General features: G+C 55.9%; 16 protein-coding genes. 6 read left to right on the top strand and 10 right to left on the bottom strand.

The genetic code is table 11. The features are described from left to right. Positions 1-170: 170 nt before the first annotated feature. The 3 genes from polA to H6F94_RS20225 all read right to left on the bottom strand — a co-directional run bounded on the left by polA (position 171) and on the right by H6F94_RS20225 (position 6,434). Positions 171-3,086: a DNA polymerase I gene (polA, locus tag H6F94_RS20215; protein WP_190804064.1), complete on the bottom strand. Its 2,916-nt coding sequence runs from the start codon at positions 3,084-3,086 to the stop codon at positions 171-173. Between the two features lie 101 nt (positions 3,087-3,187). Then, a complete protein-coding gene (locus tag H6F94_RS20220; RefSeq protein WP_190804065.1) occupies positions 3,188-4,789 on the bottom strand; it encodes a glycosyltransferase family 39 protein in 1,602 nt (533 codons plus the stop codon). Between the two features lie 37 nt (positions 4,790-4,826). Beyond that, on the bottom strand, positions 4,827-6,434 hold the full coding sequence (locus H6F94_RS20225; protein WP_190804066.1) for a glycosyltransferase family 39 protein: 1,608 nt from the start codon (positions 6,432-6,434) through the stop codon (positions 4,827-4,829). A 477-nt stretch (positions 6,435-6,911) separates the two neighbouring features. On the opposite strand from H6F94_RS20225, the gene H6F94_RS20230 reads away from it, so the two are divergent. Then, positions 6,912-7,787, top strand: a complete 876-nt coding sequence (locus H6F94_RS20230; RefSeq protein ID WP_190804067.1) for a universal stress protein — start codon at positions 6,912-6,914, stop codon at positions 7,785-7,787. A 10-nt stretch (positions 7,788-7,797) separates the two neighbouring features. Beyond that, positions 7,798-8,880, top strand: a complete 1,083-nt coding sequence (locus H6F94_RS20235) for a class I fructose-bisphosphate aldolase (RefSeq protein ID WP_190804068.1) — start codon at positions 7,798-7,800, stop codon at positions 8,878-8,880. A 157-nt stretch (positions 8,881-9,037) separates the two neighbouring features. Here the strand turns inward: H6F94_RS20235 and H6F94_RS20240 are convergent, their stop codons facing one another. The 6 genes from H6F94_RS20240 to H6F94_RS20265 all read right to left on the bottom strand — a co-directional run bounded on the left by H6F94_RS20240 (position 9,038) and on the right by H6F94_RS20265 (position 18,044). Further along, positions 9,038-9,376, bottom strand: a complete 339-nt coding sequence (locus H6F94_RS20240) for a hypothetical protein (protein ID WP_190804069.1) — start codon at positions 9,374-9,376, stop codon at positions 9,038-9,040. A gap of 676 nt (positions 9,377-10,052) precedes the next feature. Next, on the bottom strand, positions 10,053-10,220 hold the full coding sequence (locus H6F94_RS20245) for a Uma2 family endonuclease (protein WP_242041305.1): 168 nt from the start codon (positions 10,218-10,220) through the stop codon (positions 10,053-10,055). 4 nt (positions 10,221-10,224) lie between these two features. Further along, a complete protein-coding gene (locus H6F94_RS20250) occupies positions 10,225-11,376 on the bottom strand; it encodes a glycosyltransferase (protein WP_190804071.1) in 1,152 nt (383 codons plus the stop codon). Between the two features lie 10 nt (positions 11,377-11,386). Then, complete coding sequence (locus H6F94_RS20255) at positions 11,387-11,656, bottom strand: Uma2 family endonuclease (RefSeq protein WP_190804072.1); 270 nt, start codon at positions 11,654-11,656, stop codon at positions 11,387-11,389. 58 nt (positions 11,657-11,714) lie between these two features. After that, positions 11,715-15,881: a tetratricopeptide repeat protein gene (locus H6F94_RS20260; protein WP_190804073.1), complete on the bottom strand. Its 4,167-nt coding sequence runs from the start codon at positions 15,879-15,881 to the stop codon at positions 11,715-11,717. Positions 15,882-16,367: 486 nt separating this feature from the next. Then, complete coding sequence (locus H6F94_RS20265) at positions 16,368-18,044, bottom strand: hypothetical protein (protein WP_190804074.1); 1,677 nt, start codon at positions 18,042-18,044, stop codon at positions 16,368-16,370. A 100-nt stretch (positions 18,045-18,144) separates the two neighbouring features. Here H6F94_RS20265 and H6F94_RS20270 point away from each other — a divergent pair, with 100 nt between their 5' ends. From H6F94_RS20270 to ilvD, 4 genes are all read left to right on the top strand, one after another. Further along, entirely contained in the window at positions 18,145-19,062 is a 918-nt protein-coding gene (locus H6F94_RS20270; protein WP_190804075.1) for a lipid kinase, read from the top strand. Between the two features lie 83 nt (positions 19,063-19,145). Next, a complete protein-coding gene (locus H6F94_RS20275) occupies positions 19,146-19,361 on the top strand; it encodes a hypervirulence associated TUDOR domain-containing protein (RefSeq protein ID WP_190804076.1) in 216 nt (71 codons plus the stop codon). A 9-nt stretch (positions 19,362-19,370) separates the two neighbouring features. Next, the gene (locus tag H6F94_RS20280; protein ID WP_190804077.1) at positions 19,371-19,712 is read left to right on the top strand and encodes a DUF3140 domain-containing protein; all 342 of its coding nucleotides are present in this window, start codon (positions 19,371-19,373) and stop codon (positions 19,710-19,712) included. A gap of 163 nt (positions 19,713-19,875) precedes the next feature. Continuing rightward, the gene (gene ilvD, locus H6F94_RS20285; RefSeq protein ID WP_190804078.1) at positions 19,876-21,561 is read left to right on the top strand and encodes a dihydroxy-acid dehydratase; all 1,686 of its coding nucleotides are present in this window, start codon (positions 19,876-19,878) and stop codon (positions 21,559-21,561) included. Between the two features lie 91 nt (positions 21,562-21,652). Here the strand turns inward: ilvD and H6F94_RS20290 are convergent, their stop codons facing one another. Beyond that, on the bottom strand, positions 21,653-22,261 hold the full coding sequence (locus H6F94_RS20290) for a glutathione S-transferase family protein (protein WP_190804079.1): 609 nt from the start codon (positions 22,259-22,261) through the stop codon (positions 21,653-21,655). Positions 22,262-22,272: the final 11 nt, after the last annotated feature.

Raw genomic sequence — 22,272 nt, forward strand, 5'->3', positions numbered from 1 at the left:
GAGCATCCGCCAGCTAGTGACGGCTGAGTAGGTATGAGCACAACTGGCACTCTGTAGGATCGTCCCGGTCCCTGAGCAGGCTAGTATGGAACGCTGAGCTCAACGTCCTACTAGCTGCCGGTTAGCGAGCTAAGCACAAGATGGCAAAAGCTCTGACCTAACTTAACGACCTATTTCGCCTCCATCAGATTGTCACCGGCGTGGACATCGGCTACTAGGGGAACAGAGAGAGTCACAGCTGATTCCATGATCTGCTTAATCTGCGGCTCTAAACTCGGCCACTCGTCACGGGGCACTTCCAGAACCAATTCGTCGTGAATCTGCAAGAGCAACCGCGCCTGACAACCCTCGGCTTGGAGGTAACGGTGCAAATTCACCATGGCGATTTTGACAATATCAGCACTCGTGCCTTGGATCGGTGCGTTAACCGCTGCCCGCAGTAGCGCTGCTCGTTGCCCTGGCCCTAGGGAATTGAGGTTACGGAAATAGCGACGGCGGCCCAAAATCGTCTCGACATAACCACGGTCTTGCGCCTGATCTTCGATGCGCTTCATGTATTCAAAGATGGCAGGATAGCGCAGTTTGAAGGCATCAATAAACGCTTTGGCATCCCGGATAGAAATGCCAGACTCTCGGGCAAAGCGCTGAGCACCAATCCCGTAGATCACACCGTAGTTGATCACCTTAGCCAGACGCCGTTCTTCGGAATTCACTTCTTGCTTGCCCAGCAATAATTGGGCCGTCAGGGTGTGAACGTCCTCATTCTGGTTGTAGGTCTTAATCAGCAGTGGTTCCTGGGTGAGGTGGGCCAGAATTCGCAGTTCGATTTGTGAGTAGTCAGCTGCGACTAGCAGCCAGCCCGGCTCAGGAATAAAAGCCTTGCGAATCTGGCGACTAAAGGCCGTTCGAATCGGAATGTTTTGTAAGTTGGGATTGGAGCTGGACAGCCGACCAGTTGCGGTAATCGCCTGATTAAAGTCAGTGTGAACCCGATGCGTATCTGGACGCACCAGGGTTGGTAAGGTGTCTACATAGGTTGATTTCAGCTTGGCCAGAGTGCGGTGCTCTAAAATCGTGTCGATCAGCGGATGGTCACCCTGCAGCTTGTCCAGAACAGCGGCATCGGTTGAGTAGCCACTGGCCATGCGGCGCGACTTTTTCTTGTCTAGGTTTAGCTTTTCAAAAAACAGTTTGCTGAGCTGCTGCGGCGAGTTGAGATTGAAGCTCTCGCCAGCTTGCTCGTAGGCCCGAATCTCAATTTTCTTGAGGTCTTCTTCTAGCGCCTTAGAGAACTCGGCCAGATAGGCACTGTCGATGCGGATGCCCTGCCACTCCATGTCTGCCAGAACTGCCTCTAGCGGCAATTCGACCTGGCTCAGTAGTTGCTTCAGTTCTGTAAACTCTGCCAGCTTTTCGCGCAGGATGGGAACCAAGCGGTAGGTCGTATGTACATCCATGCCGCAGTAGTCAGCGACGGCTGGAATAGAAATATCGGCAATGGTTTGCTTTTTGTCTTTGACCAGATCTTTGTAACTCAGCGCTTGGATGCCCAAGTAACGCAGAGATAGCTCGCTCAAGCTGTGGCCTGTTTCTGGATCGAGCAGGTAGCTCGCCAACATCGGGTCGAATACCACCCCGCGTAGTTCAATACCCTGACCGCGCAGAATCAAACGGTCGAACTTGGCATTTTGCAAGACTTTGGGATAAACATCGCTCTCCAAAATCTCGCGCAGTTCCGAGCGCACTAGATCGAGATCTAGGGTTTGACCGGCAGTATGGGCAATGGGAATATAGGCCAGCTCCGTAGCTGTCTCTCCCCAACAGCAACCTAAGCCAACCAGGGTGGCATCGAAAGGGCTCAGCGCTGTCGTTTCGGTGTCCCAGGCAATGGGCGTCTCAGGATCTTGATGCTTGAGTAACCGTGCTTTTAGCGCTGCTAATTTCTCAGGCGTATCAATAATTTGCGGCTCAATTTTGACCACAGGCTCCGCCTGTGACTGCTCCGTTTCTTCCGCACTGAAGAAGCTCAAATCATCGTCATCAAACTGCGGCACAAAGGCTGGCTGAGCCTGACGTTTGGCTTGGGGGCGAGGCGCAACTTCAATCGGTATCTCAGCCCCACCAAATACAGATTGCAGGCGCTGAATCTGATTGACAAAGGTCTGGAATTCTAGCTTCTCTAAACTGTCGATGACTTCTTGGGCATTGAAACCCGTTAGCTTGCATTCATCCAGCGACAAAGCCAGGGGCACATCCTGCACAATCCGGGCGAGGTGCTGCGAGTGACGGGCGCTCTCGATGCCTTCCTCTAGTTTCTTTTTGACTGCCCCTTTCATCTCAGGCAGCGCTGCCAAAATATTGTCTAGAGAGCCATACTCACTTAGTAGCTTTACCGCCGTTTTTTCGCCAATGCCCTTGACGCCGGGAATGCGGTCTGAACTATCGCCGCACAGGGCTTTGTAGTCCACAACCTGGTCGGGCCGGATGCCAAGTTTGGCTTGCACTTGCTCAGGACCATATTCGGCAATTCGGTCTTTGCTACTGAGGTGCAGCACACTAATCCGGCGATCAGGATCCACTAACTGGAACATGTCCTGGTCGCCGCTCAGCACCTTCACCTGATAGCCCGCCGCGCTGCCTTGAGCCGACAGAGTGCCCAGCACATCATCCGCTTCAAAGCCAGGTGCCGAGCAGGTGGCCAGGTTCAAGCTCCTCAGCAACTCCTTGAGATTGGCCAGGTCACTGATGAACTCCTGAGGCGTCTCAGCCCGCCCTTCTTTGTAGGTGGCGTCCGCTTCGTGACGGAACGTGGGCGTCGACAGGTCAAAGGCAACCGCAACCGCTTTGGGCTTCTCGCGCTCCAACACTTCCAACAGAGCCTTGAGAAAGCCGAAGCAAACGCTGGTGGGAATGCCAGTGGAGGTGCGCAATCCCCCCTCTCGCCCATAGGCAAAGGCAAAGAAGGAGCGGAAGGCCAGGGAATGCCCATCCACCAGCAGCAGAACATCGGAGTTTGCGGCAGGGGTGACGGGGGGCTGTGCCGTAGACGCAGCCGTCAGAGCAGCATCAGAGGAAGATTGGAGCATACCTCTATTGTATTAGCGCAGCGTACTGGTGTATTCACACGGCGTACTGGCGGCTGTGCCTCTGCGAACCAGGCGCAGCAAGGCTGTTCAGCTTTGAAAAGCTAGGGAACCAACTGCCAGAGGTCCTTCAGCTTGGCAACAGGCTTGAGCTGATAATTCTGCTCAGTCAACTGCGAACGCATCAGCTTAGAGGGCTGATATAGAAACACCGAGCTGAATGTGTCTAGACCGTCGAGTAGATCCGGTTGGAGCTGCCTAGACTCTAAGGTACAGGTATGACAGGTGGGTTGTAAGCGCAGGCGGACATGTGGGTCTAGGAGGTAGCTCAGCGAGAGCAACTGGCCCATGCGAGCGTCGCTCAAGATCAGGGGGTTGCTACCCTGATTCACGTGTTGCGCCACTTGAGGATTGTCATAACTCTTGCCTTTATTCCACCAAGTTTGGGATTGCGAGTTGACAACACAGGAGAGCAAGCCACCGCTGAGAACCAGCACCAACATGAGCTGACCCAGCCGCTGTTGCCATTGGCCCCACGGCGACTGATGCCAGGTCGTTAAGTGAGCAGCAATACAGTAGGCCACAGCCAAGCGAATGCCCAGAAAACAGGGAGCTAAATAGCGGGCAACGCTAGAGCGTCTGCCACCTAAAATCAGATCGGGCAACGCTAGAGCTAGGGCGGTTGTGCCGATCAAGGTTAGAACAAACAGCCAAGTCGTTTTAGGGCTAGTTCGGACTAGAACGAAGAGCGAATAGCCCACCAACAGGACAGCGAGCGGGATTAAGAATTTCAGAGCTGGATCCCGGCCCAGTTCTAGATCAAAATCCACAAAAATCAGGCTCAGATTTAAGGCCCAGCGCTTGACCAAATAGCTCAATTCAAAACTCTTAGTCTGGGCTTCAGTCGCAACCAGAGCCTGGGACCAATTGCCCAGTAAGACCAGCAACCAGGGTAGAAACGTCAGCGACCCAGCCAGCGAAGCCAGCAAGTAAGCCCGTGTCGTTTTGCCGCGCAATCCCTGGGTCGCCAGGACATATAGGCCATGCCCTGCGGCAACCAACACCGAGAAAAGATAGGTGTAAAGAGCCAAACTTAAGGTGGCAGCATAAAGCCCCCAAGCCAGCAAAGTCTGCAACCTGAGCGCTCGCAACAGGGCTGCACTCGACAGCAAAATAGTCGCCACCCACAGACTGTACTGCCGCGACTCCTGGGCCAGGAGTAATTGGAACGGCGAGAGCGCCATCAGCGCCACTGCCAGCCCAGATACCCAGGGCGAATCGAACAGCTCCTGGCACAGCCAATAGAGGCAGGGAAACGCCAGCAGACTGAACAGGATGGGCAGGAGTCGCATATCAGCAGCACCATCACCAAACTGCCGCATCCAGAAGTGCGCCAGCACATAGTAGAGCGGCGAATGCTGAGGATCCTCCTGAGCCAGAGATTGCAGAGTCGCCGTTAAGTCTCGCTCAGGTGCTGGGCTTTGGTACTGCTGAAGTCTCTGCGCTTCAATCTCCCGCCCATCCACGAATTGCTCAACGGCTTCAGCTTCGGTGTAACCAGCGGCGCGCAGTGAGGTAAAGACCTCGTCGTACCAGTAGACTTTGTGCTCAACATTGACGAAACGCAGGCATAAGCCCAAGAGCAAAGCGACGACTACCAGACCTCGTAGGCAGGTGAGCTGAAAGTTACGGATTGGTAACTCCATCTGTGGTCTCGGAGCAAAAACACCCTGATGAACATTACTACTTCTGCAAGCGCCAAAGCTTCATATGTTTGGCACTGAAGACAGGCTCGATCTCATAACCTTGCTGCATTAGGTTGTTGCGAATATCTTCACCCGGTTTAAGGGCGAAAACATCGCTATAGCCAGCAGAGGCAATTGTCGGAATATCAGGCCTAACAAAAAACTGCAACTGTACTTTGGAGTCGAGCAGATGGCTCAAGGCCATAATATTGCCGAGATTCGAGAGACCATCGCCAACTAACAAAGGTCGTTCCGCTTTGTTGATAATCTCAGCGACATCGGGGTTGAAATAGCTGTGATACTTGTTCCACCAAGCTTCTGCTTGCGTGCTAACAGAACAAGAAACAATCCCACAGGAGAGAAGGGTCACCATGACCAAGGACCAGGTGCGCCAGGCCCAAGGTTCTCTAGCCGTGAGCTGAGTGGCCAGGAGATAAGCAACGGCAATTTGGATGCCTAGCAAACTTGGCATCAGATAGCGGGCGTTGGCGGAGCGCTCGGTTCCAGTTGCGAAATCGAGCAATATTAGGGGCAGGGCAACACTCGCAATCAGAATCCAAACGAAGAACGAGGCTCGCCTTGGACCATGCCGCTGCAGAAAGTAAATGGCATAACCCACCAGCAGAATAATGGGCGGCATCAGATAGGCAAACGGCTTATCGTAGTCAAGCTGCACATCGAAGAATAGGTAGCTCAGACCACGACCTAACAATTTCGCCAGGGACAGCGGGGCCATTGCTTCCTCAGGTGCAGTAGCTAACACCTCAGGCTTGGAGGAAGCCGTGGAAAAAGTCAGGAGCCAGGGCACAAAACAGAGCAGCCCAGCACCCGTAGCTAGCAGATAAGACTTGAGCTTCTGACTCCAGCGAAAGCCTTCAGTGAGCAGAATGTACAGACCATGTCCCAAAATGACGGGTACTGCCAACAAAGCCGTGTAAACCTGGAGCGCAACCGTTACCCCATATATTGGCCAAGGCATTGCCCAGGACCTTGCCCAGGACATCGCCTCAGACTTTGAGCCAGACAAGCGCAGGGCGCGTAAAAAGGCGAGGCTAGACAGTAGGGTCAGCACCGTCCAGAGGCTGTAATGCCGTGCTTCTTGGGCATACAACACTTGCAGGGGCGAGACCGCAAAGAGGGCGACAGCGATCCAACTGACCAAGGCCGAACCAAACAGTTCTAGGCAAAGCCAGTAGAGGCAGGGAAACGTGAGCAGGCTGAGGACCGCAGGCAAGGCTCGCTTTACAGCGATTGAGTTGCCAAACTCTTGCATCCACAGCCGCGCCATCACGAAATAAAGCGGAGGATGCTCCGGTGCATCTAGAGACAGTGCTCGAACCGTGTCCCCCAGGTTTTTATCTGGATTGACCTGTTGATAGCGGCGCAACTCGCTGATACTCGTTTCCCGACCATTGAAGACATTCTCGATCAGTTCAGCCTCAGTGTAGCCAGAACTGCGCAGAGAGGTTAGTGCCTCGTCGCCCCAGTAGACCTTGCGGTCTAGATTGACGAAGCGAAAAAAGATTCCCAACGCTAACAGAATGACAATGAAAATGCGGAACCAAGGCAAAAGAAGCACACTGCTCTCTGATAACCGAGTAGACACTCGGTTCAATCCTGAACTTGGGCTCACCATTGCCTCTTTACCATATTCAAAACTACAGAGATGTTTCAGCTCCTAATCCCAACGGGCAGGCCGAAGCAACCTGAATCCAGTGATAGGAACTCAAGTCGCACAGATACTTTTTAGGGCAGTAGAAAAGCTTGAACAGCAGCGGAGCGAATCTTTCTCCGGGCTTCCAGACCTGCAGTGCTTACCACAATACGTTCAACCTGAACAGAACTCAAAGCGTTCAACTCTAGCTGAGATCTCAGGACACAGAAAATAGTTGGTTTATCACAGTGGTCCGACAACAAGATACTCAATCAGTAGATGGATTACCTACCCATCTAGGAGGATGACGTGCGGTACTAAGATCAGATATGTAAGCACAGTCTGTCAGCCTTTATAGACTTTATAGAGAGGTAGCCCTTAAGGGGGCTCTGCTATGCTGCTGCCAGAAAGTGAGTTCGGGGCACCCGTATGTTTCAGAAGCTTCTGATTGCCACTGAACTGAGCGATGGCCTAGACCGGTTGGCCCAATTGGTGCCAAGCCTAGCTGCAGGCGGCATTCGCGAACTGGTTTTTGTCTGCGCTATTCCTTGGCAGGAAGGTCAAATCCCACGTCCTGACCAGGCTCGCTTGGCCTTCGCCCAATCCCGTTTGGCAGTTGCTCAGGAGAAAGCCCCACCGGACTGCAAGGTCCATCTGGTGATCGAGACCGGCAAGCCGGTAGACCTGATCGCTCGGGCAGCAACTGAGCATCAATCCCAGGCGATTATGCTGGGCACACCCATGCGCACTTTGCTGGAGGAGAGACTGTTTGGTAGCACCACGATTGGCCTCTCTCAACGGCTGCGCCTACCCTTGATTGTGATGCGTCCGCATCTGCTGTCAGCTTTCACCTTGGAGGAACTGGATCTCCGCTGTCGTCACCTGTTTCGCCATCTACTGATTCCCTTCGATGGCAGTCCTCCTTCTCAGTCATTGGTGAAGCAGATTGCTGAACGGCTCAAAAGCGGAGGTCGGGGTTCAGTCGAGACTTGTACATTATTTCGAGTTGTCGACTCAGGGGGACGGCGAGGCGTTCTGCCCACTGATGCCATCGCACAGGCTGAGCAATCGCTGGCTCCGGTTCAGGCTGAGCTAGAGACATTGGGATTGCAAGTGCGAACTGATGCGCGTCAAGGCAATCCAGTGCTGGAAATTCTTAAAATTAGTCAAGAGCAAGATATTTCAGCCCTGGCGGTTTCTTCAAGCCGAGCAGGCACAGTTTGGGAGCTATCAGTGCAGAGCGTTTGTGGGGAATTGCTGCGTCGCAGTTGGCATCCCGTGATCTTCTTCTCATCCAAGTCTTGAGGCCATCTCTATGACTGCTACCGTCTCGGCCCGCCGCACCATTGAGTCTTCGCTCGGTGCAGAAGCGGAAGATTTGCTGTCCTATACAGCCAAGGTTCCCAAGAGCCTACTCCATTTGCCCGGTCCCGATTGGATCGACCGCAGTTTTGCCCTAACCGACCGACCGCCTCAAGTGTTGCGCAGTCTGCAACAGCTGTATAGTACTGGGCGTTTGGCTAATACCGGCTATCTCTCGATTCTGCCGGTGGATCAGGGCATTGAACACTCGGCAGGCGCCTCTTTTGCGCCGAACCCAATCTATTTTGATAGCGAAAATATTCTCAAGTTAGCGATTGAAGCGGGCTGTAATGCCGTCGCTACCACGCTAGGCGTGTTGGGCAGTGTGTCACGCAAATACGCCCATAAAATCCCCTTCATTATGAAGCTCAATCATAATGAGCTGCTGACCGCACCCAATCAGTTTGACCAGATTATGTTCGCCTCGGTCGAGCAGGCCTGGAACCTGGGCGCAGTTGCCGTGGGCGCAACTATTTACTTTGGTTCGCCTGAGTCTACGCGTCAGATTCAAGAGGTCAGTGCTGCCTTTGCCCGTGCCCATGAGTTAGGGTTGGCAACGATTCTCTGGTGCTATACGCGCAATAATGCCTTTAAGCAGGATAAAGACTACCACTTGGCAGCGGATCTAACCGGGCAGGCCAATCACCTAGGCGTGACGATTGAAGCCGATATCATCAAGCAGAAACTGCCTGAAGTTAACAATGGCTACGCAGCAGTTGCCCAAGCCACGGGCCACAGCTACGGCAAAACTGACCCCAGAGTTTATTCAGAACTCACTACCGATCATCCAATTGATTTGACGCGCTATCAAGTGCTCAATTGCTATGCCGGTCGCGCTGGTTTGATCAATTCGGGTGGGGCTTCGGGCAAGAATGATTTTGCTGAAGCAGTCCGAACTGCCGTGATCAATAAGCGAGCGGGTGGTACTGGTTTGATTTCGGGTCGCAAGGCGTTCCAACGTCCTTTCGATGAAGGCGTTGAGTTGTTCCGCGCGATCCAAGAGGTTTATCTCTCGCCTGAAGTGACGATTGCCTAGTTGCTTCGTTTTACCGAAGGTCTTATAGAGGGTGGAGCTAATAGCTTCACCCTTTAGTTTTGGCCCTACCCCACCGCCTACGGCTCTCCCCTTGCTAAGGGGAGGTCGGGAGGGGTCATGTAGCGATTCAAAAGTGAGTTGACTTTATGTTCTAGCGCTAGGCTCGCCTCAGGTTTAGGGCATGGCGCAGTAGAGATTCCGATAGGTTGTAGAGCGTGACCGGCGGACGACCGGCGACTTCGGCAGGAACCAGGCTCTTTTCGACCCATTGATTAGCTTCGAGGTTGACTAATAAACGGCTGATATCGGATTGGCTCAAGCCACCATGAACCACAATTAGCGAGATGGGAATGCGGGCTCTGAGGCTGCGCGGGTCGGTGAGGTTAGCAATGACTTGCAAGATGCTTTTGCTGGAGGCGGGTAATTTGATTTCGCGGCTGATGTAGTCCCACAGCATGAGGCGAATTTGGGAGGGAGAAAGGTGAGAGGTATTCATTAGGATGGGTTGTAGGAAAGAAGGGAAAAAAGCGCGAATGCCTGATGGGGAAATGGGAATTGTTAGGGGCTAATTGCTCGCGTTTGCGGGTATGTTGCACCGCGCAGGGAGACCCTGCCCCTACGAAATTGGTCATTGAAAATTGAGGGGTTTACCATTCACGGTCGTGGGTAGGGGCAGGGTTTCCCTGCCCTTCAGGGAGGCCTCAAAATGCGCCTCTAAAACACGGCCCGTGGGTAAGGGCGAGGCAACCTCGCCCTTACCGGACCGCCAAGGAGTTAGCCACCCCAGAGAGCTTTTTCATAGCAAGCCGGGGTGGCTAGGTAGGTGTTAAAATCACCTGTCAGCCGCCGGACTGCGCACTTTGCAGTTAGGGGGTTAGCTATCTAGAAGTTGGTTCAGCTTCTAGGTAGCGCTTAAGTTGTTCGGGCTTTTTTTGAATAGGCGAAACCTCCTGCATTGTCGATTGAATCAAGGTATCAGAAGCGATGGCGCTGTGCAATACCTGACTCGCTGAGATGTTAAAGGCTCTTGTCTGTTTCGCTTGAGTCTTCTGCACTAAGGCCAATAGAGGCAAGCTTGCTCAAGTCCACATCTTCGTAAACTGCTGCGAGGGAATGCGAAAGTCAAGGCTTGTTAGATGCAGCTCGTTGGTGTGAGTGTAATCGTGGAGAACTCAATCGCTTGCAGCGTTGCGACGGAAGCATTCGACTCGCTGTTTTTCTGAACTGATCGGCACGTATTCTTGAAGAGAATCGAGCTGTCGATAATCTGCCAGTTTCTCGCCTCGGTCGAAGCCTTCTGTAGAAGCAGAAAGCACTTCGATTCGGTGTCCGGTAGCCAAGGCACTAGGCGGTAAGGGTCGCGAGGACCGCGTCCTCATCCGGCATTGTTGCTATCTCGCCCTGAGCAGCTCGACACCGCTGGCGGAGAGCCGGGTCCTTCAGAAGCTGGTCAACCGCGGTTGTTACGGTGTCTGGCGTGAACTGTGGCGGGGGCAGTACGAGCGCCATCCCCGCGCGCTCGGCGGTTGCGGCATTGTGGAACTGGTCGGCCCCCTGCGGCAGGATCAGGTGGGGCAGCCCGTGGCAGAGGGCGGCGACTATCGTACCCGCGCCACCCTGGGTCACGAGTGCGTCGCAGCGTGGCAGCAAAAGTGCGTGCGGTGCGAAGTCAGTGACCAGAACGTGGTCCGGCTGCGGCCCAAGGCAGTGGGGGTCGGCCCCCGGCCCGACAGTGACCAGAACGTTGACCGGCAGTTGACGGAGTCCGGCCAGAGCGGTCACGAACACTTCGGTCGCCCCGTTGAACAGCGTTCCAAGAGTCAGGTGCACGGTGTGCTCGTACGGCAGCGCTGCCAGCACGTCCTCGGCCCACGGCAGTCCTTCGCCGGGCAGGACCTCTCCGGATGTCGGCCTGAGCGCGCGGCGGTTACGGAAATCGTTAACCGCGTCGGCCTGCAGCATCGGTGGGCAGTTGTCCAGGTAGACGCGGTCGAGGATATGCTCGGTCAGGTCGGGCACATCCCAGTCCCGGCAAAGGTCGCCGAACCGGGAACCGAACCATTCCCATGCCTCGACGGGCAGCGGACCGAGGCCGTGGACGACATGACGGGCACCCGTGCGCGCCGCGACGACTGCCCCAGCCAACTCGGTGATGGGATGGACGACCAGATCGGGCCTCCACTGATCGGTCAGGGGCAGGAGTTCCACGATCCGCCGCGCCGCAGCCGCCCCGAACACCCCGGAGACGACGGTGGGTAAGCGCTCGGCAGGCGGAATCATGCCCAGGTCCGGAACGAGCAACCGGAACGCTGCATTGGCCTCGGCGCGGCTCGGACCGACATTCCAGGTCGGCAGGCTCCGGCGCTGCGCTTCGGCTACACCCTCGCGGCCGGAGGCGACCACGATCTCGTGTCCGGCACGCTGAGCCGTCCGGATCAGCGGCAGCATCGGGAGGAGGTGGCCGTGGGCGGGCCAGGTGGTGAACAGAATGCGCATGGTATCTGTCCTATGGGCGGGTCTGAGCGGGGATCTTGACCTGCGGATTCCGGTGGGGCAGCCGACCGCTCGTCCCGCTACCGCAAACACGGCAGACGCCTCCCCAAACCTGGTTGCGCAGGGCAAAAGCCAGATTGAGCGTGATGGTTACGTGGGCATCGCTAGCCCCAGCCATTGCATAGACCTGCCCTCGACTGTACTTGTGCTTGAGGGGACTGGTCTTTTCAGCTTCTAAATATGCTTCTGGAGAAAGGAAGGAGCTGCTTTGGCTAGCAATCACGGTGCTGACTCCCTAAGCCATGAAGTTCAGGCTACCGATCAAGTTTATGCTTGGCGGCTTAAGCGTCACTTGCAGGATTGAGCAGCTCATGAATCTTCTGCCAGTTTGGACTCACCCAGCCAGCAATGCGAACAGCCTCTCGCAGAACTTTTGCCGATAGCCTTGGCTCGACCTTCTCGAAGGCAGACACCCACTTTGCCAACGCAGACAATAGCTCGCTTAACTCTCGCAGTCTTAGCGTAGGAAAAGCATCTACAAACTTCATTGTCGTTGCCAGAGATTGAGCTAGCTCCCTGAATGCCCCTGCCCGCCAGTCACTGTCCTCAATGCCTACAGCCACTTCCTGAGCTTGGCGAAACTGTCCCACTTGAGCCAGGGCCTTAGCGAGATCCCTGAATGCCTCTTCCCGACTGTGACTGTCCTCAATGCCTTGAGCTACTTCCTGAGCTTGGTTAAACTGCCCGGCTTGAGATAGAGCTGTAGCAAGCTCACTGAATGCATCTTCCCGCCTGTAACTCTCCTCAATGCTTTGAGCTACTTCCTGAGCTTGGCGAAGGACTGCTGCTGCATCTTGCGCTTGACCCGCTTGAGCCAGGGCTGTAGCGAGCTTACTGAATGCCCTTGCCCGCCTGTGACTGTCCTCAATGCTTTGAGCTACTTCCTGGGCTTGGTTAAACTGCCCGGCTTGAGCCAGGGCCTTGGCGAGCTCACTGAATGTATCTTCCCGCCTGTAACTCTCCTCAATGCTTTGAGCTACTTCCTGAGCTTGGTTAAACTGCCCGGCTTGAGATAGAGCTGTAGCGATCTCCCTGAATACCTCTTCCCGCCTGCCACTGCCCTCAATGCTTTGAGCTACTTCCTGAGCTTGGCGAAAGACTGCTGCTGCCTCCTGCGCTTGACCCGCTTGAGCCAGGGCTGTAGCGAGCTTACTGAATGCCCTTGCCCGCCTGTCACTGTCCTCAATGCTTTGAGCTACTTCCTGAGCTTGGCGAAGGATTGCTGCTGCATCTTGCGCTTGACCCGCTTGAGCCAGGGCTGTAGCGAGCTCACTGAATGCCCTTGCCCGACTGTGACTGTCCTCAATGCTTTGAGCTACTTCCTGAGCTTGGCGAAACTGCCCGGCTTGGGCCAGGGCTGTAGCGAGCTCACTGAATGCCCTTGCCCGACTGTCGCTGTCCTTAATGCCCTGAGCCATTTCTTGAGCTTGGCGAAACTGTCCCGCTTGAGCCAGGGCTGTAACGAGCTCCCTGAACGCCCATGCCCGACTGCTACTGTCCTCAATGCCTTGAGCCATTTCTTGAGCTTGGCGAAACTGTCCCGCTGCCTCCTGCGCTTGACTCACTTGAGCCAGGGCTTTGGCAAGCTCCCCGAATGCCCCTGCCCGACTGCTACTGTCCTCAATGCCTTGAGCCACTTCTTGAGCTTGGCGAAACTGTCCCGCTTGAGCCAGGGCTGTAACAAGCTCCCTGAATGCCCATGCCTGCCAGTCCCTCACCTCAATGCCTTGAGCCACTTCTTGAGCTTGGCGAAACTGTCCCGCTTGAGCCAGGGCTGTAACAAGCTCCCTGAATGCCCATGCCCGACTGCTACTGTCCTCAATGCCTTGAGCCATTTCTTGAGCTTGGCGAAACTGTCCCGCTGCCTCCTGCGCTTGACTCACTTGAGCCAGGGCTTTGGCAAGCTCCCTGAATGCCCCTGCCCGACTGCTACTGTCCTCAATGCCTTGAGCCACTTCTTGAGCTTGACGAAACTGTCCCGCTTGAGCCAGGGCCTTAGCGAGATCCCTGAATGCCCTTGCCTGACTGTCCCTGTCCTCAATGCCTTGAGCTACTTCCTGAGCTTGGCGAAACTGTCCCGCTTGAGCCAGGGCTTTAGCGATCTCAATGAATGCCTCTTCCCGCCTGCGACTGTCCTCAATGCCTTGAATCACTTCCTGAACTCGCAACTGCCCAGCTTGAGCCAGGGCTTTAGCGATCTCAATGAATGCCCTTGCCTGATTGTCACTGCCCTCAATGCTTTGAGCCACTTCCTGAGCTTGGCGAAGGACTGCTGCTGCATCTTGCGCTTGACCCGATTGAGACAGGGCTTTGGCAAGCTCCCTGAATGCCTCTACCCGCCAGTAACTGTCCTCAATACCTTGAGCCACTTTGTGAGCTTCTTGGAGAAGGCTAGAGTTAGGCTCTCCTTTCTGGCAAAGCGCTTGGTAAACCGCCAGTAAGCTATTAAATCTGCTATTTGCATCTGCTTTCAGGCGGGCATGGCTGAGGGCTTCTGCTTCTCGTCCCAGCCAGACCAGCGTTGCTAAATCAGTATTTGTGTAACGGCTGACGCGTTGCTGTACAACCTGCCGTGCTGTGTACAGTTGGCTGAGCGTTAGGAGTTGATTGGGCTTTAGTGGGTCAGCAAAGTCGCCTATTGCCAGTTCCAGGTCGGCAACATAAGCACTGTCTCCAGTGCAAGCTGCGAACTTGGCTTCCATCCAATCCGGCGACTCGGTGAGCAACCGATAAAGCTCCTCACTCCGTCCTGCTGCTTTCAGGTGATGGGCCAAATGCTCAAAGAAATAGCCATCGTTAGGGCCAGAAGACCAACCCTGCGGGCATCGAGCAGCATAGGTATTCACCAACCGTTCGTGCAGAGCCGCTAAATCCCCTGCTAATGAGCGCACATAATCCCGCTGAAGGTCGTGCAGACTCAGCCGCCCCTGCTCATCTCGCCGCAGAAGCGAACGATCCACCAGCCGCTCCAACACATCCTGCGTGTCATACTCATCCAGCCCTTGCGGCTGCCAAAGCGTCCGCAACACCGCCTCCGGCAGCAACACATCTTCTGGAAACACCGCAAAGTCTAGATAGCACTGCCGCTCTTGTGGCTCCAACACCTCCACACTCACCGCCATCGCCTTCAGCAAGTCTGGATAGGCATAACCGGGAAACTCCTGCCGCAGCTTCGCCAGATCCGCACTCTGCAACCGGTGCAGCGCAGCCCCCCAGCGATTCAGCTTGCCCCGCACCATTGCGCCCACCATCGCCAGTGCCAGCGGCAAATAGCCACACTCCCGCGCCACCGCTTGGGCCTGCTCAGGTAACCCTGCCAACCCCAACCCTGACCAATCCGCCAGCAACGTCAGCGCTTGCTCCTCGCTCAGCAGATCCAACCGATGCTCCGTTGCCCCCAGCAGCGTAATCGGCTCCAAGTTGCGCGTCGTGATCACCAGTTGGCAACGCGGTCCCACCACCTCAAATGCCGCCGCATGTCTGGCTTCCCACACATCATCCAGCACCAGTAGACAAGCCCGCTCTGCCAGCAACTCACTCAACCGAGCTTTGCCTTCTCGCTCAGACGCTAGCGTCTGAGCACTGCCACCTAGCGTCCTTACTGCTTCTAACTGCAAGGATGTGAGCACAGGCTCTTGCCCCAACGTCAACCACAACACCCCATCGGGAAACTGCCGCCGAATCTCTTCATCCCGTGCCAGAGCAGTTGTTAGCACCGTCTTGCCAATACCACCCATGCCTTGCACGCCCAGCCGCTGCCCCTGCCCAATCACCGCAACAGGCTTTTTGGCCTGCGCCAGAACTTTGTCTTTGAGCGCTCTCAGGTTATCAGGACGCGGCAAAAAGTGAGGAGGCAAAGTGGGTACAGCGGTCAAAAACTTGCCCAGACCCTCAAACGCTCCGGGACCTAACCCCCCAACCCCCTTCCCTACAAGGGAAGAAGAAAAATCCGTCCCCCCTCCCCTCGCAGGGGAGGGGCCGGGAGAGAAGTCCCTCTCCCCTTCGCCCCTCAGTCCCTCAATCGCCTCACGAATCCCCTGAGCAATATCTGTAAACGCCTCATCCCGGTTAGCCCAGCTCATAACTGGTCTGCCATCCTTGGGCAACGCTTGCAACCTTGCAAATGGGGCACCTCGCCAATCCACCGAACGCAAAATCACCGGAATCACTCGTGCTGTGCCTGCCTCATGCCGTTCTATGGCTCGTTGCAACTGCACGTCGTAGCAATCATCAGAAGCCAAAAAGTCAGAACTGACCAGCAGCAGAATGACCTGAGCTGCATCCAGACGGGTTTCAATCTCAGCTTGCGTGTCCTGCCCTGCCTGAATCAAGTGGCTGTGCCATGCCTGAATGACACCCTGCCGCCTCAGAATCGACAGGTGGTTCTCTAGCTCCTGCCCCAGTTCTTCATCCTTGCGGGCAAAGGCAATAAAAACTTCAACGCTCATCTACTGGTAGAACCCAGGCAGCTTAAGCCCCAGTGTACTCACTGACCACCAGTCCCCCTACAACCCAAGCAAATCAGGCAGTTTCTTCAACCTCAAGCCAACTCACCCTTCTCCGCTAGGCATTGATGCTTCTTTGCTATGCCTCCCACCCCTCCCCGGAGGGGTCTAACCCTTCCCCGCCTAGCACCTGACCCCTCCACGGAAGGGTTCAACCCTTCCCACCAAAGGGACCAACCCCTCCACGGAAGGGTCTAACCCTTCCCACCAAAGGGACCAACCCTTCCCCAACAAGCACCCTCGCCTCCGAGCCAACCCAGCTCAAGCCCAAAAGCATCAAGCCCAGACAAAGGCGTATTGACCCAACCCATCCAGGCTCGACTGCTAAGCAGTGAGGAGTCATATCGCTACACATTTGACCCCTCCCAACCTGCCCTTGCCACGGAAAGGTACCGTAGGCGGTGGGGTTTTGGGGCTCGTGCTTTGGGGCTAGTCTTCAGGATCGCTGGGAATTCGCCGCTCCAGCATCAGCTGCCGGTCACGATTGAGCGTGGGAACGCAGGCATTCAAATTCAGCCAGCCCTGAAGCCGCGCCTGCTGATAGCAATTGCTAGTGGCCACATAGATCGAAGTCTGGTCACTGCCCACCGCCAAATCCGTCACTGTGACCTCGCCCTCCAGGGTCAGATGGTCGCGCAGATATAGCCCCTCCTCGCGCAGATGAAACGTGCGCTCGTAGCGGATTGGCAAAGGGTCTTTGCGGGTAATCAAAATCTTCTGGAGCAGCTTGCGCACCCGCTGGCTCCCGGCATGGCTGCGGGCCAGAACCAGCAGCCCCAAGCGAAACAGAATTTGCTTCAAGGGTGTGGCGTATTTGAAGCTCTTGACTTGGGCACGTCCCTGCACCGTGACCTGCCGCTGGTCAGACGAGACATCGACCTTGGCTGCTGGGTCAATCAGGTTGCAGACAAACACCCGGCCATCGCTGAGTTTACCTGTCAACCCCGTGTCACTTAGCGCCAGTTCGTGCCCCTGGAACAGCTTGCAAACGCCGCCCTTGGCTAGACCAGCAACGCCATACAGTTCCCCTTCTTGAAACACCCACATCTGAGCCAGCGGAAAATAGAGCCGCTGCTGCTGGGGCGGCTGAGGCTGCGAACGCACAGGACAAACCTGAAGCGCTGCTTGCAGGCAACTGTTAACGAAGTGGCAGTAAATGCGGTCGTCTTCCCAATACATGCGCGTTCCAGCTTTCATCGCCCGCACATAGCCATCAGCAATCTCAACCGCCTCGGGAATCGCTTCGCCCAGCAGTTCCAGCCCTAGCGGATAAAAGTTGCCCGTGTTGCGGCTGCCATATTCGCCACCAAAGCTGCCATCCGGGTGCAAAAAGTAGCGGGCAAAGCGTACTGCGCGTTGCAGCGGTGCTTGCAAGCGCACGTCCTGGGTATGGCGCTGATACTGAGCCAGAAAGTTGATAGTGGCGGTGAGATAACCCGGATCGCAGCCTTCGTACTCCTGGAACCAGCCCTCTGGCGACTGCCAGTCGAGAGCCCGGTCGATGCGCTCACTCGCTCCTTTAGCAAAGCGCTCTTCACCCGTGATCCGGTAGACGTTGTAGAGCGCACTAGCAGCCAGGGCCTGGTGGTTCGAGAGCTGCCCAGTTTCGTCGCACTCCAGCAGCCAAATGCCGCGCAACTTGAAGAACTGCTCCAGGTCTGGCTGAGGCTCTGGATCCTGGGCCTGCAACAGCAAATAGGCCTCAGTGCAGGCATGAAGCGCATAGACCACCGCCCCCAAGGCCCGCTCGCCAGGGTAATAGTCATCGCAACTGCCGTCTTTGTGGCTACTGCGCGCCGCGTAGCGAATGCCAGCCAGAACCAGTTCACGCAGGCGTGACTGCTGGTAATAGGGGTTCACGATGCCCTCGTCCAGCCGCTCGGCATAGGCAATCGCCAGTGCCAGGACTGCCTCCTGATACATGCCGCTAGGAAAGTCCATCGTCTTGTAGTGCCAGAAGCTGCGGTCAAAGCAGCCATAGGTCGGGCTGAAGGGGTCGGTGTCCAGCAGCGTTAACACCCGAGGCAAGTACGATAAACCCACCTCAGCGTAGGTTCGACGAACGGTCTGGGCATCAAGCGGCGATTGCCAGGGGCTAGGGTGCAAGTCCAATCAACCTCTCTACTGTCTTGCTTCACTACTACCTAGACCACTATCTAGATAAGTGACGGTACGATGCAACCATCGCCCCAGCCTGGAGGACAGCATGGGTCAACGCGCACTGTTGTTGGTCAATCGTCATGCCCGTCGCGGTCAGCAAAGCCTAGATAATGCTATTCAGCAGTTGCAGAAACTGGGATTTGAGCTGATGGAAGAGTCCACGGCTCATCCCCAACATCTGAGTGACGTAGTGCGGGGCTATCGGGACAAGGTGGATCTAGCGATCATTGGCGGTGGCGACGGTACACTCAATGCCGCAGTCGATGGGCTGGTGGATGCCGGTTTGCCCCTAGGGATTTTGCCGCTAGGCACGGCCAACGATCTGGCTCGGACCCTGGGCATCCCCAACGCTCTGAACCAGGCTTGCAACATCATCGCTGCCGGTCGCACCCAGAAAATTGACCTGGGCTGGGTCAACGGCACTCATTTCTTCAACGTGGCCAGTCTTGGGCTCAGCGCTCAGATTACACGGCAATTAACCAAAGAAATCAAACGGCGCTGGGGTGTGCTGGCCTACGCCATGACCGCTGGCCAGGTACTCTGGCAAACCCGACCCTTTAGTGCGCTGATTCAAATTAACGGCGAGAGCACACGGGTGCGCACCGTGCAGATCGCTATCGGCAATGGTCGCTACTATGGTGGCGGCCTAGCCGTGGCACACGATGCCACGATTGACGACCAGCGCTTGGACCTCTACAGCTTGGAGCTGAAACACTGGTGGCAGATGCTGCCGCTGCTACCCGCCATGAGCCGAGGCCGACATGGCAACTGGCCCAACGTGCGCACCTTGCAAGCTCAGGAAATCAAGATTTATACCACTCGTCCCCGTCCGATCAACACTGATGGTGAACTGCTGGTCGAGACCCCCGCGCACTTCCGCGTCGTGCCAGGCGCACTATCGGTGTTTGTGCCCGATGCGCCAACCCCTGGTTTGCAACAGAGTGAGGATGAAACCAAGCCCTAAAGCCTTTCTGTCCATTGATTGATTTTTGTAACGATTCTCTCAGCCATCGTGGCAGTAATACCAGCTGAGATGAGAGCAAAGCAATGTCTGAAGAATTGAAAAAAGGCGACCACGTCGAGTGGAAAACTTCCCAAGGCAAGACCACAGGCGAAGTCGAAAAGAAACTAGAAGAGCCCATTGAAATCAAAGGGCATCATGTCGCCGCTTCCCCTGACAACCCGGAGTATCTAGTCAAGAGCGACAAGACTGGCAAAGAAGCGGCTCACAAGCCAGAGTCGCTCAAGAAGGTCAAGGATTGAGGCGGTGCCATGAGTAGCAAGCACGACGATCCTCAAACCGTGATTCAAGAGTTCCGCGACGCGGTGAACATGACGCCCAAGGAACTTGAATCCTGGCTCAAAACCGACGAGTCCAAGGAAGTCGGCCAGAAGCTTAAAGAAGGCGCAGAATCAATTGGTCATCAATCGGGCGAATCCATCGTTGAGTTATTGCACAAAGGCAAAACTGACTACAACGACGATGACCTATCCCAGATGAAACGAGTGGTTAGCTATGTGCATCGCCACATGGCCCAGCGCCCCGGCGGAAACATTGAAAACAGCCGCTGGCGTCACTCTCTGATGAACTGGGGCCACGACCCGCTGAAGTAGCTTGCTCAGGATACAGCGGCTCATCACCGGCACACAAAGGCAAAAGTTCCGACCAGCAATCAGGCCGACAATCAGACCAGAGATTAAGTAAGTCTCACGGTTCTGAGACAATCGGAAGAGGGATGACCCCACTCCTCACTGCTTGCATGGAAAGGAATCGAGAATGCCGGACAACCTCAAGAGTCAAGTCGTCACACAGGGCGTGCAGCGCTCTCCCAATCGAGCCATGCTGCGGGCGGTCGGGTTTGGAGATGAAGACTTCACCAAACCGATTATTGGCCTAGCCAACGCCTACAGCACGATCACGCCCTGCAACATGGGCATCAACGACTTGGCAGTGCGGGCAGAAACGGCAATGAAAGTCGCTGGAGCCATGCCCCAGATGTTCGGCACGATCACGATCAGTGACGGCATCTCGATGGGCACCGAGGGCATGAAGTACTCACTGGTATCCCGCGATGTGATCGCTGATTCGATTGAAACCGCCTGCATGGGTCAAAGCATGGATGGCGTACTAGCGATTGGCGGCTGCGACAAGAACATGCCCGGCGCCATGATCGCCATGGCCCGCATGAATATCCCCGCCATCTTTGTCTACGGCGGCACAATCAAACCCGGTCACTACAACGGGCGTGACCTGACCGTAGTGAGCGCTTTTGAAGCCGTAGGCCAATATAGCGCTGGCAAAATTGGCGAAGACGAGTTGCTGGCCGTTGAGCACAAAGCCTGCCCCGGTGCTGGTTCCTGTGGCGGCATGTTCACCGCTAACACCATGTCCTCGGCTTTCGAGGCGATGGGCATGAGCCTGATCTACTCGTCCACGATGGCCGCAGAAGACGAAGAAAAGGCTCAGAGTGCCGAGCAGTCTGCCAAGGTACTGGTCGAAGCCGTGCGCAAGCAAATCTTGCCTCGCCAGATCCTCACGCGCCAAGCCTTCGAGAACGGCATCTCCGTGATCATGGCCGTAGGTGGCTCAACCAACGCCGTGCTGCACCTGCTGGCCATTGCCCATACGGTGGGCGTGCCTCTGACCCTCGACGACTTTGAAACGATTCGCGGCCGGGTGCCGGTGCTCTGCGACCTCAAGCCCAGTGGCCGCTATGTAGCCACCGATCTGCACCAAGCGGGCGGGATTCCCCAGGTGATGAAAATGCTGCTGGCGCATGGCCTGCTGCATGGCGATGCCCTGACGATCACTGGGCAGACCATTGCCGAACTCCTGGCCGATATTCCTGAGGAGCCCCGCGCTGACCAGGATGTGATTCGGCCCTGGAGCAACCCGATGTATGCACAGGGACACCTGGCCGTTCTGCGTGGCAACCTGGCAACTGAGGGCGCCGTTGCCAAAATCACGGGTGTCAAAAACCCCAAGATCACCGGCCCAGCGCGTGTCTTCGAATCGGAAGAAGCCTGTTTGGAGGCCATCCTGGCTAACAAGATCCAGGCGGGTGATGTGGTCGTGGTTCGCTATGAAGGTCCCAAAGGTGGCCCAGGCATGCGCGAAATGCTCTCACCCACCTCAGCACTGATTGGGGCTGGCCTCGGTGATTCGGTGGGACTGATCACAGACGGGCGCTTCTCCGGCGGTACCTACGGCATGGTCGTCGGCCACGTCGCACCTGAAGCTGCGGTTGGCGGCACGATTGGCCTGGTCCAGGAGGGCGATTCGATCACCATCGATGCCCACGCTCGCCTCTTACAGCTCAACGTTCCCGAGGACGAACTAGAGCAGCGTCGTGCCAAATGGCAACCGCCCAAACCTCGCTACACAGCGGGTGTCCTGGCGAAGTATGCCAAGTTGGTGTCTTCCAGCAGCCTGGGCGCTGTGACCGATTTGGGCCTGGGCTAACTCAGCTTTGACCCTTCTGATCTGAACCCTGGTAGGGGCAGGTTTTCCCTGCCCTACAGACTTCTAGCTTTAGACTTCTAGCGCTAGAAATTCAAGCTTGAGGAACGGTTGAGCGCACTGACTCGCGCTGGTGCAAAGTCTCATACCATTGCCCCACCCGGGGATACCGTTGCTGCCAGTCTTGCCCAAAGCGCAAGCTGTAGTAGCCTAAGGCCGAGACAGCCGCGACATCGGCAGCTGTCCAAGCGTCCCCAAGGAGACAGGCTGCTGAGTTCAGTTGGCGCTCTAGAGCCGGGAGCAAACGGTCAAGCATTGCTTGAGATTTAGCAACCTCAGCAGGGTCAGCAGCATTACCCTTACGCTTCTGCTGCCAGAGCGCCACAGCAGTATCGCCCAGAGTATCAGCCAGGTCTTCCCACTGGCGACAACGCAAGCGTAGACGCGACTCCTCTGGGTAAAAGCGCGGTGCTGGATAGGTTTCGTCCAGGTACTCCACAATTAGGGTTGAGTCCCAGAGGCTGGTGCCATCCTCATCAACTAAAACTGGAACCCTGCCGATGGGAGACAGGTTAAGCAGTTCCGCTGGTTTATTGACAATGTCGGTTTCCTTCAGGTCACAGGCCAACGCCTTCTCTGCCAGTACGATGCGCACCTTGCGGGCGTAGGGAGAGCGCTGAGCGTAGTACAGAGTTCGAGTCACAGAACGCGCAA

This window comes from Leptolyngbya sp. FACHB-261, assembly GCF_014696065.1.
In the GTDB taxonomy this organism is placed as follows: Bacteria; Cyanobacteriota; Cyanobacteriia; order FACHB-261; family FACHB-261; genus FACHB-261.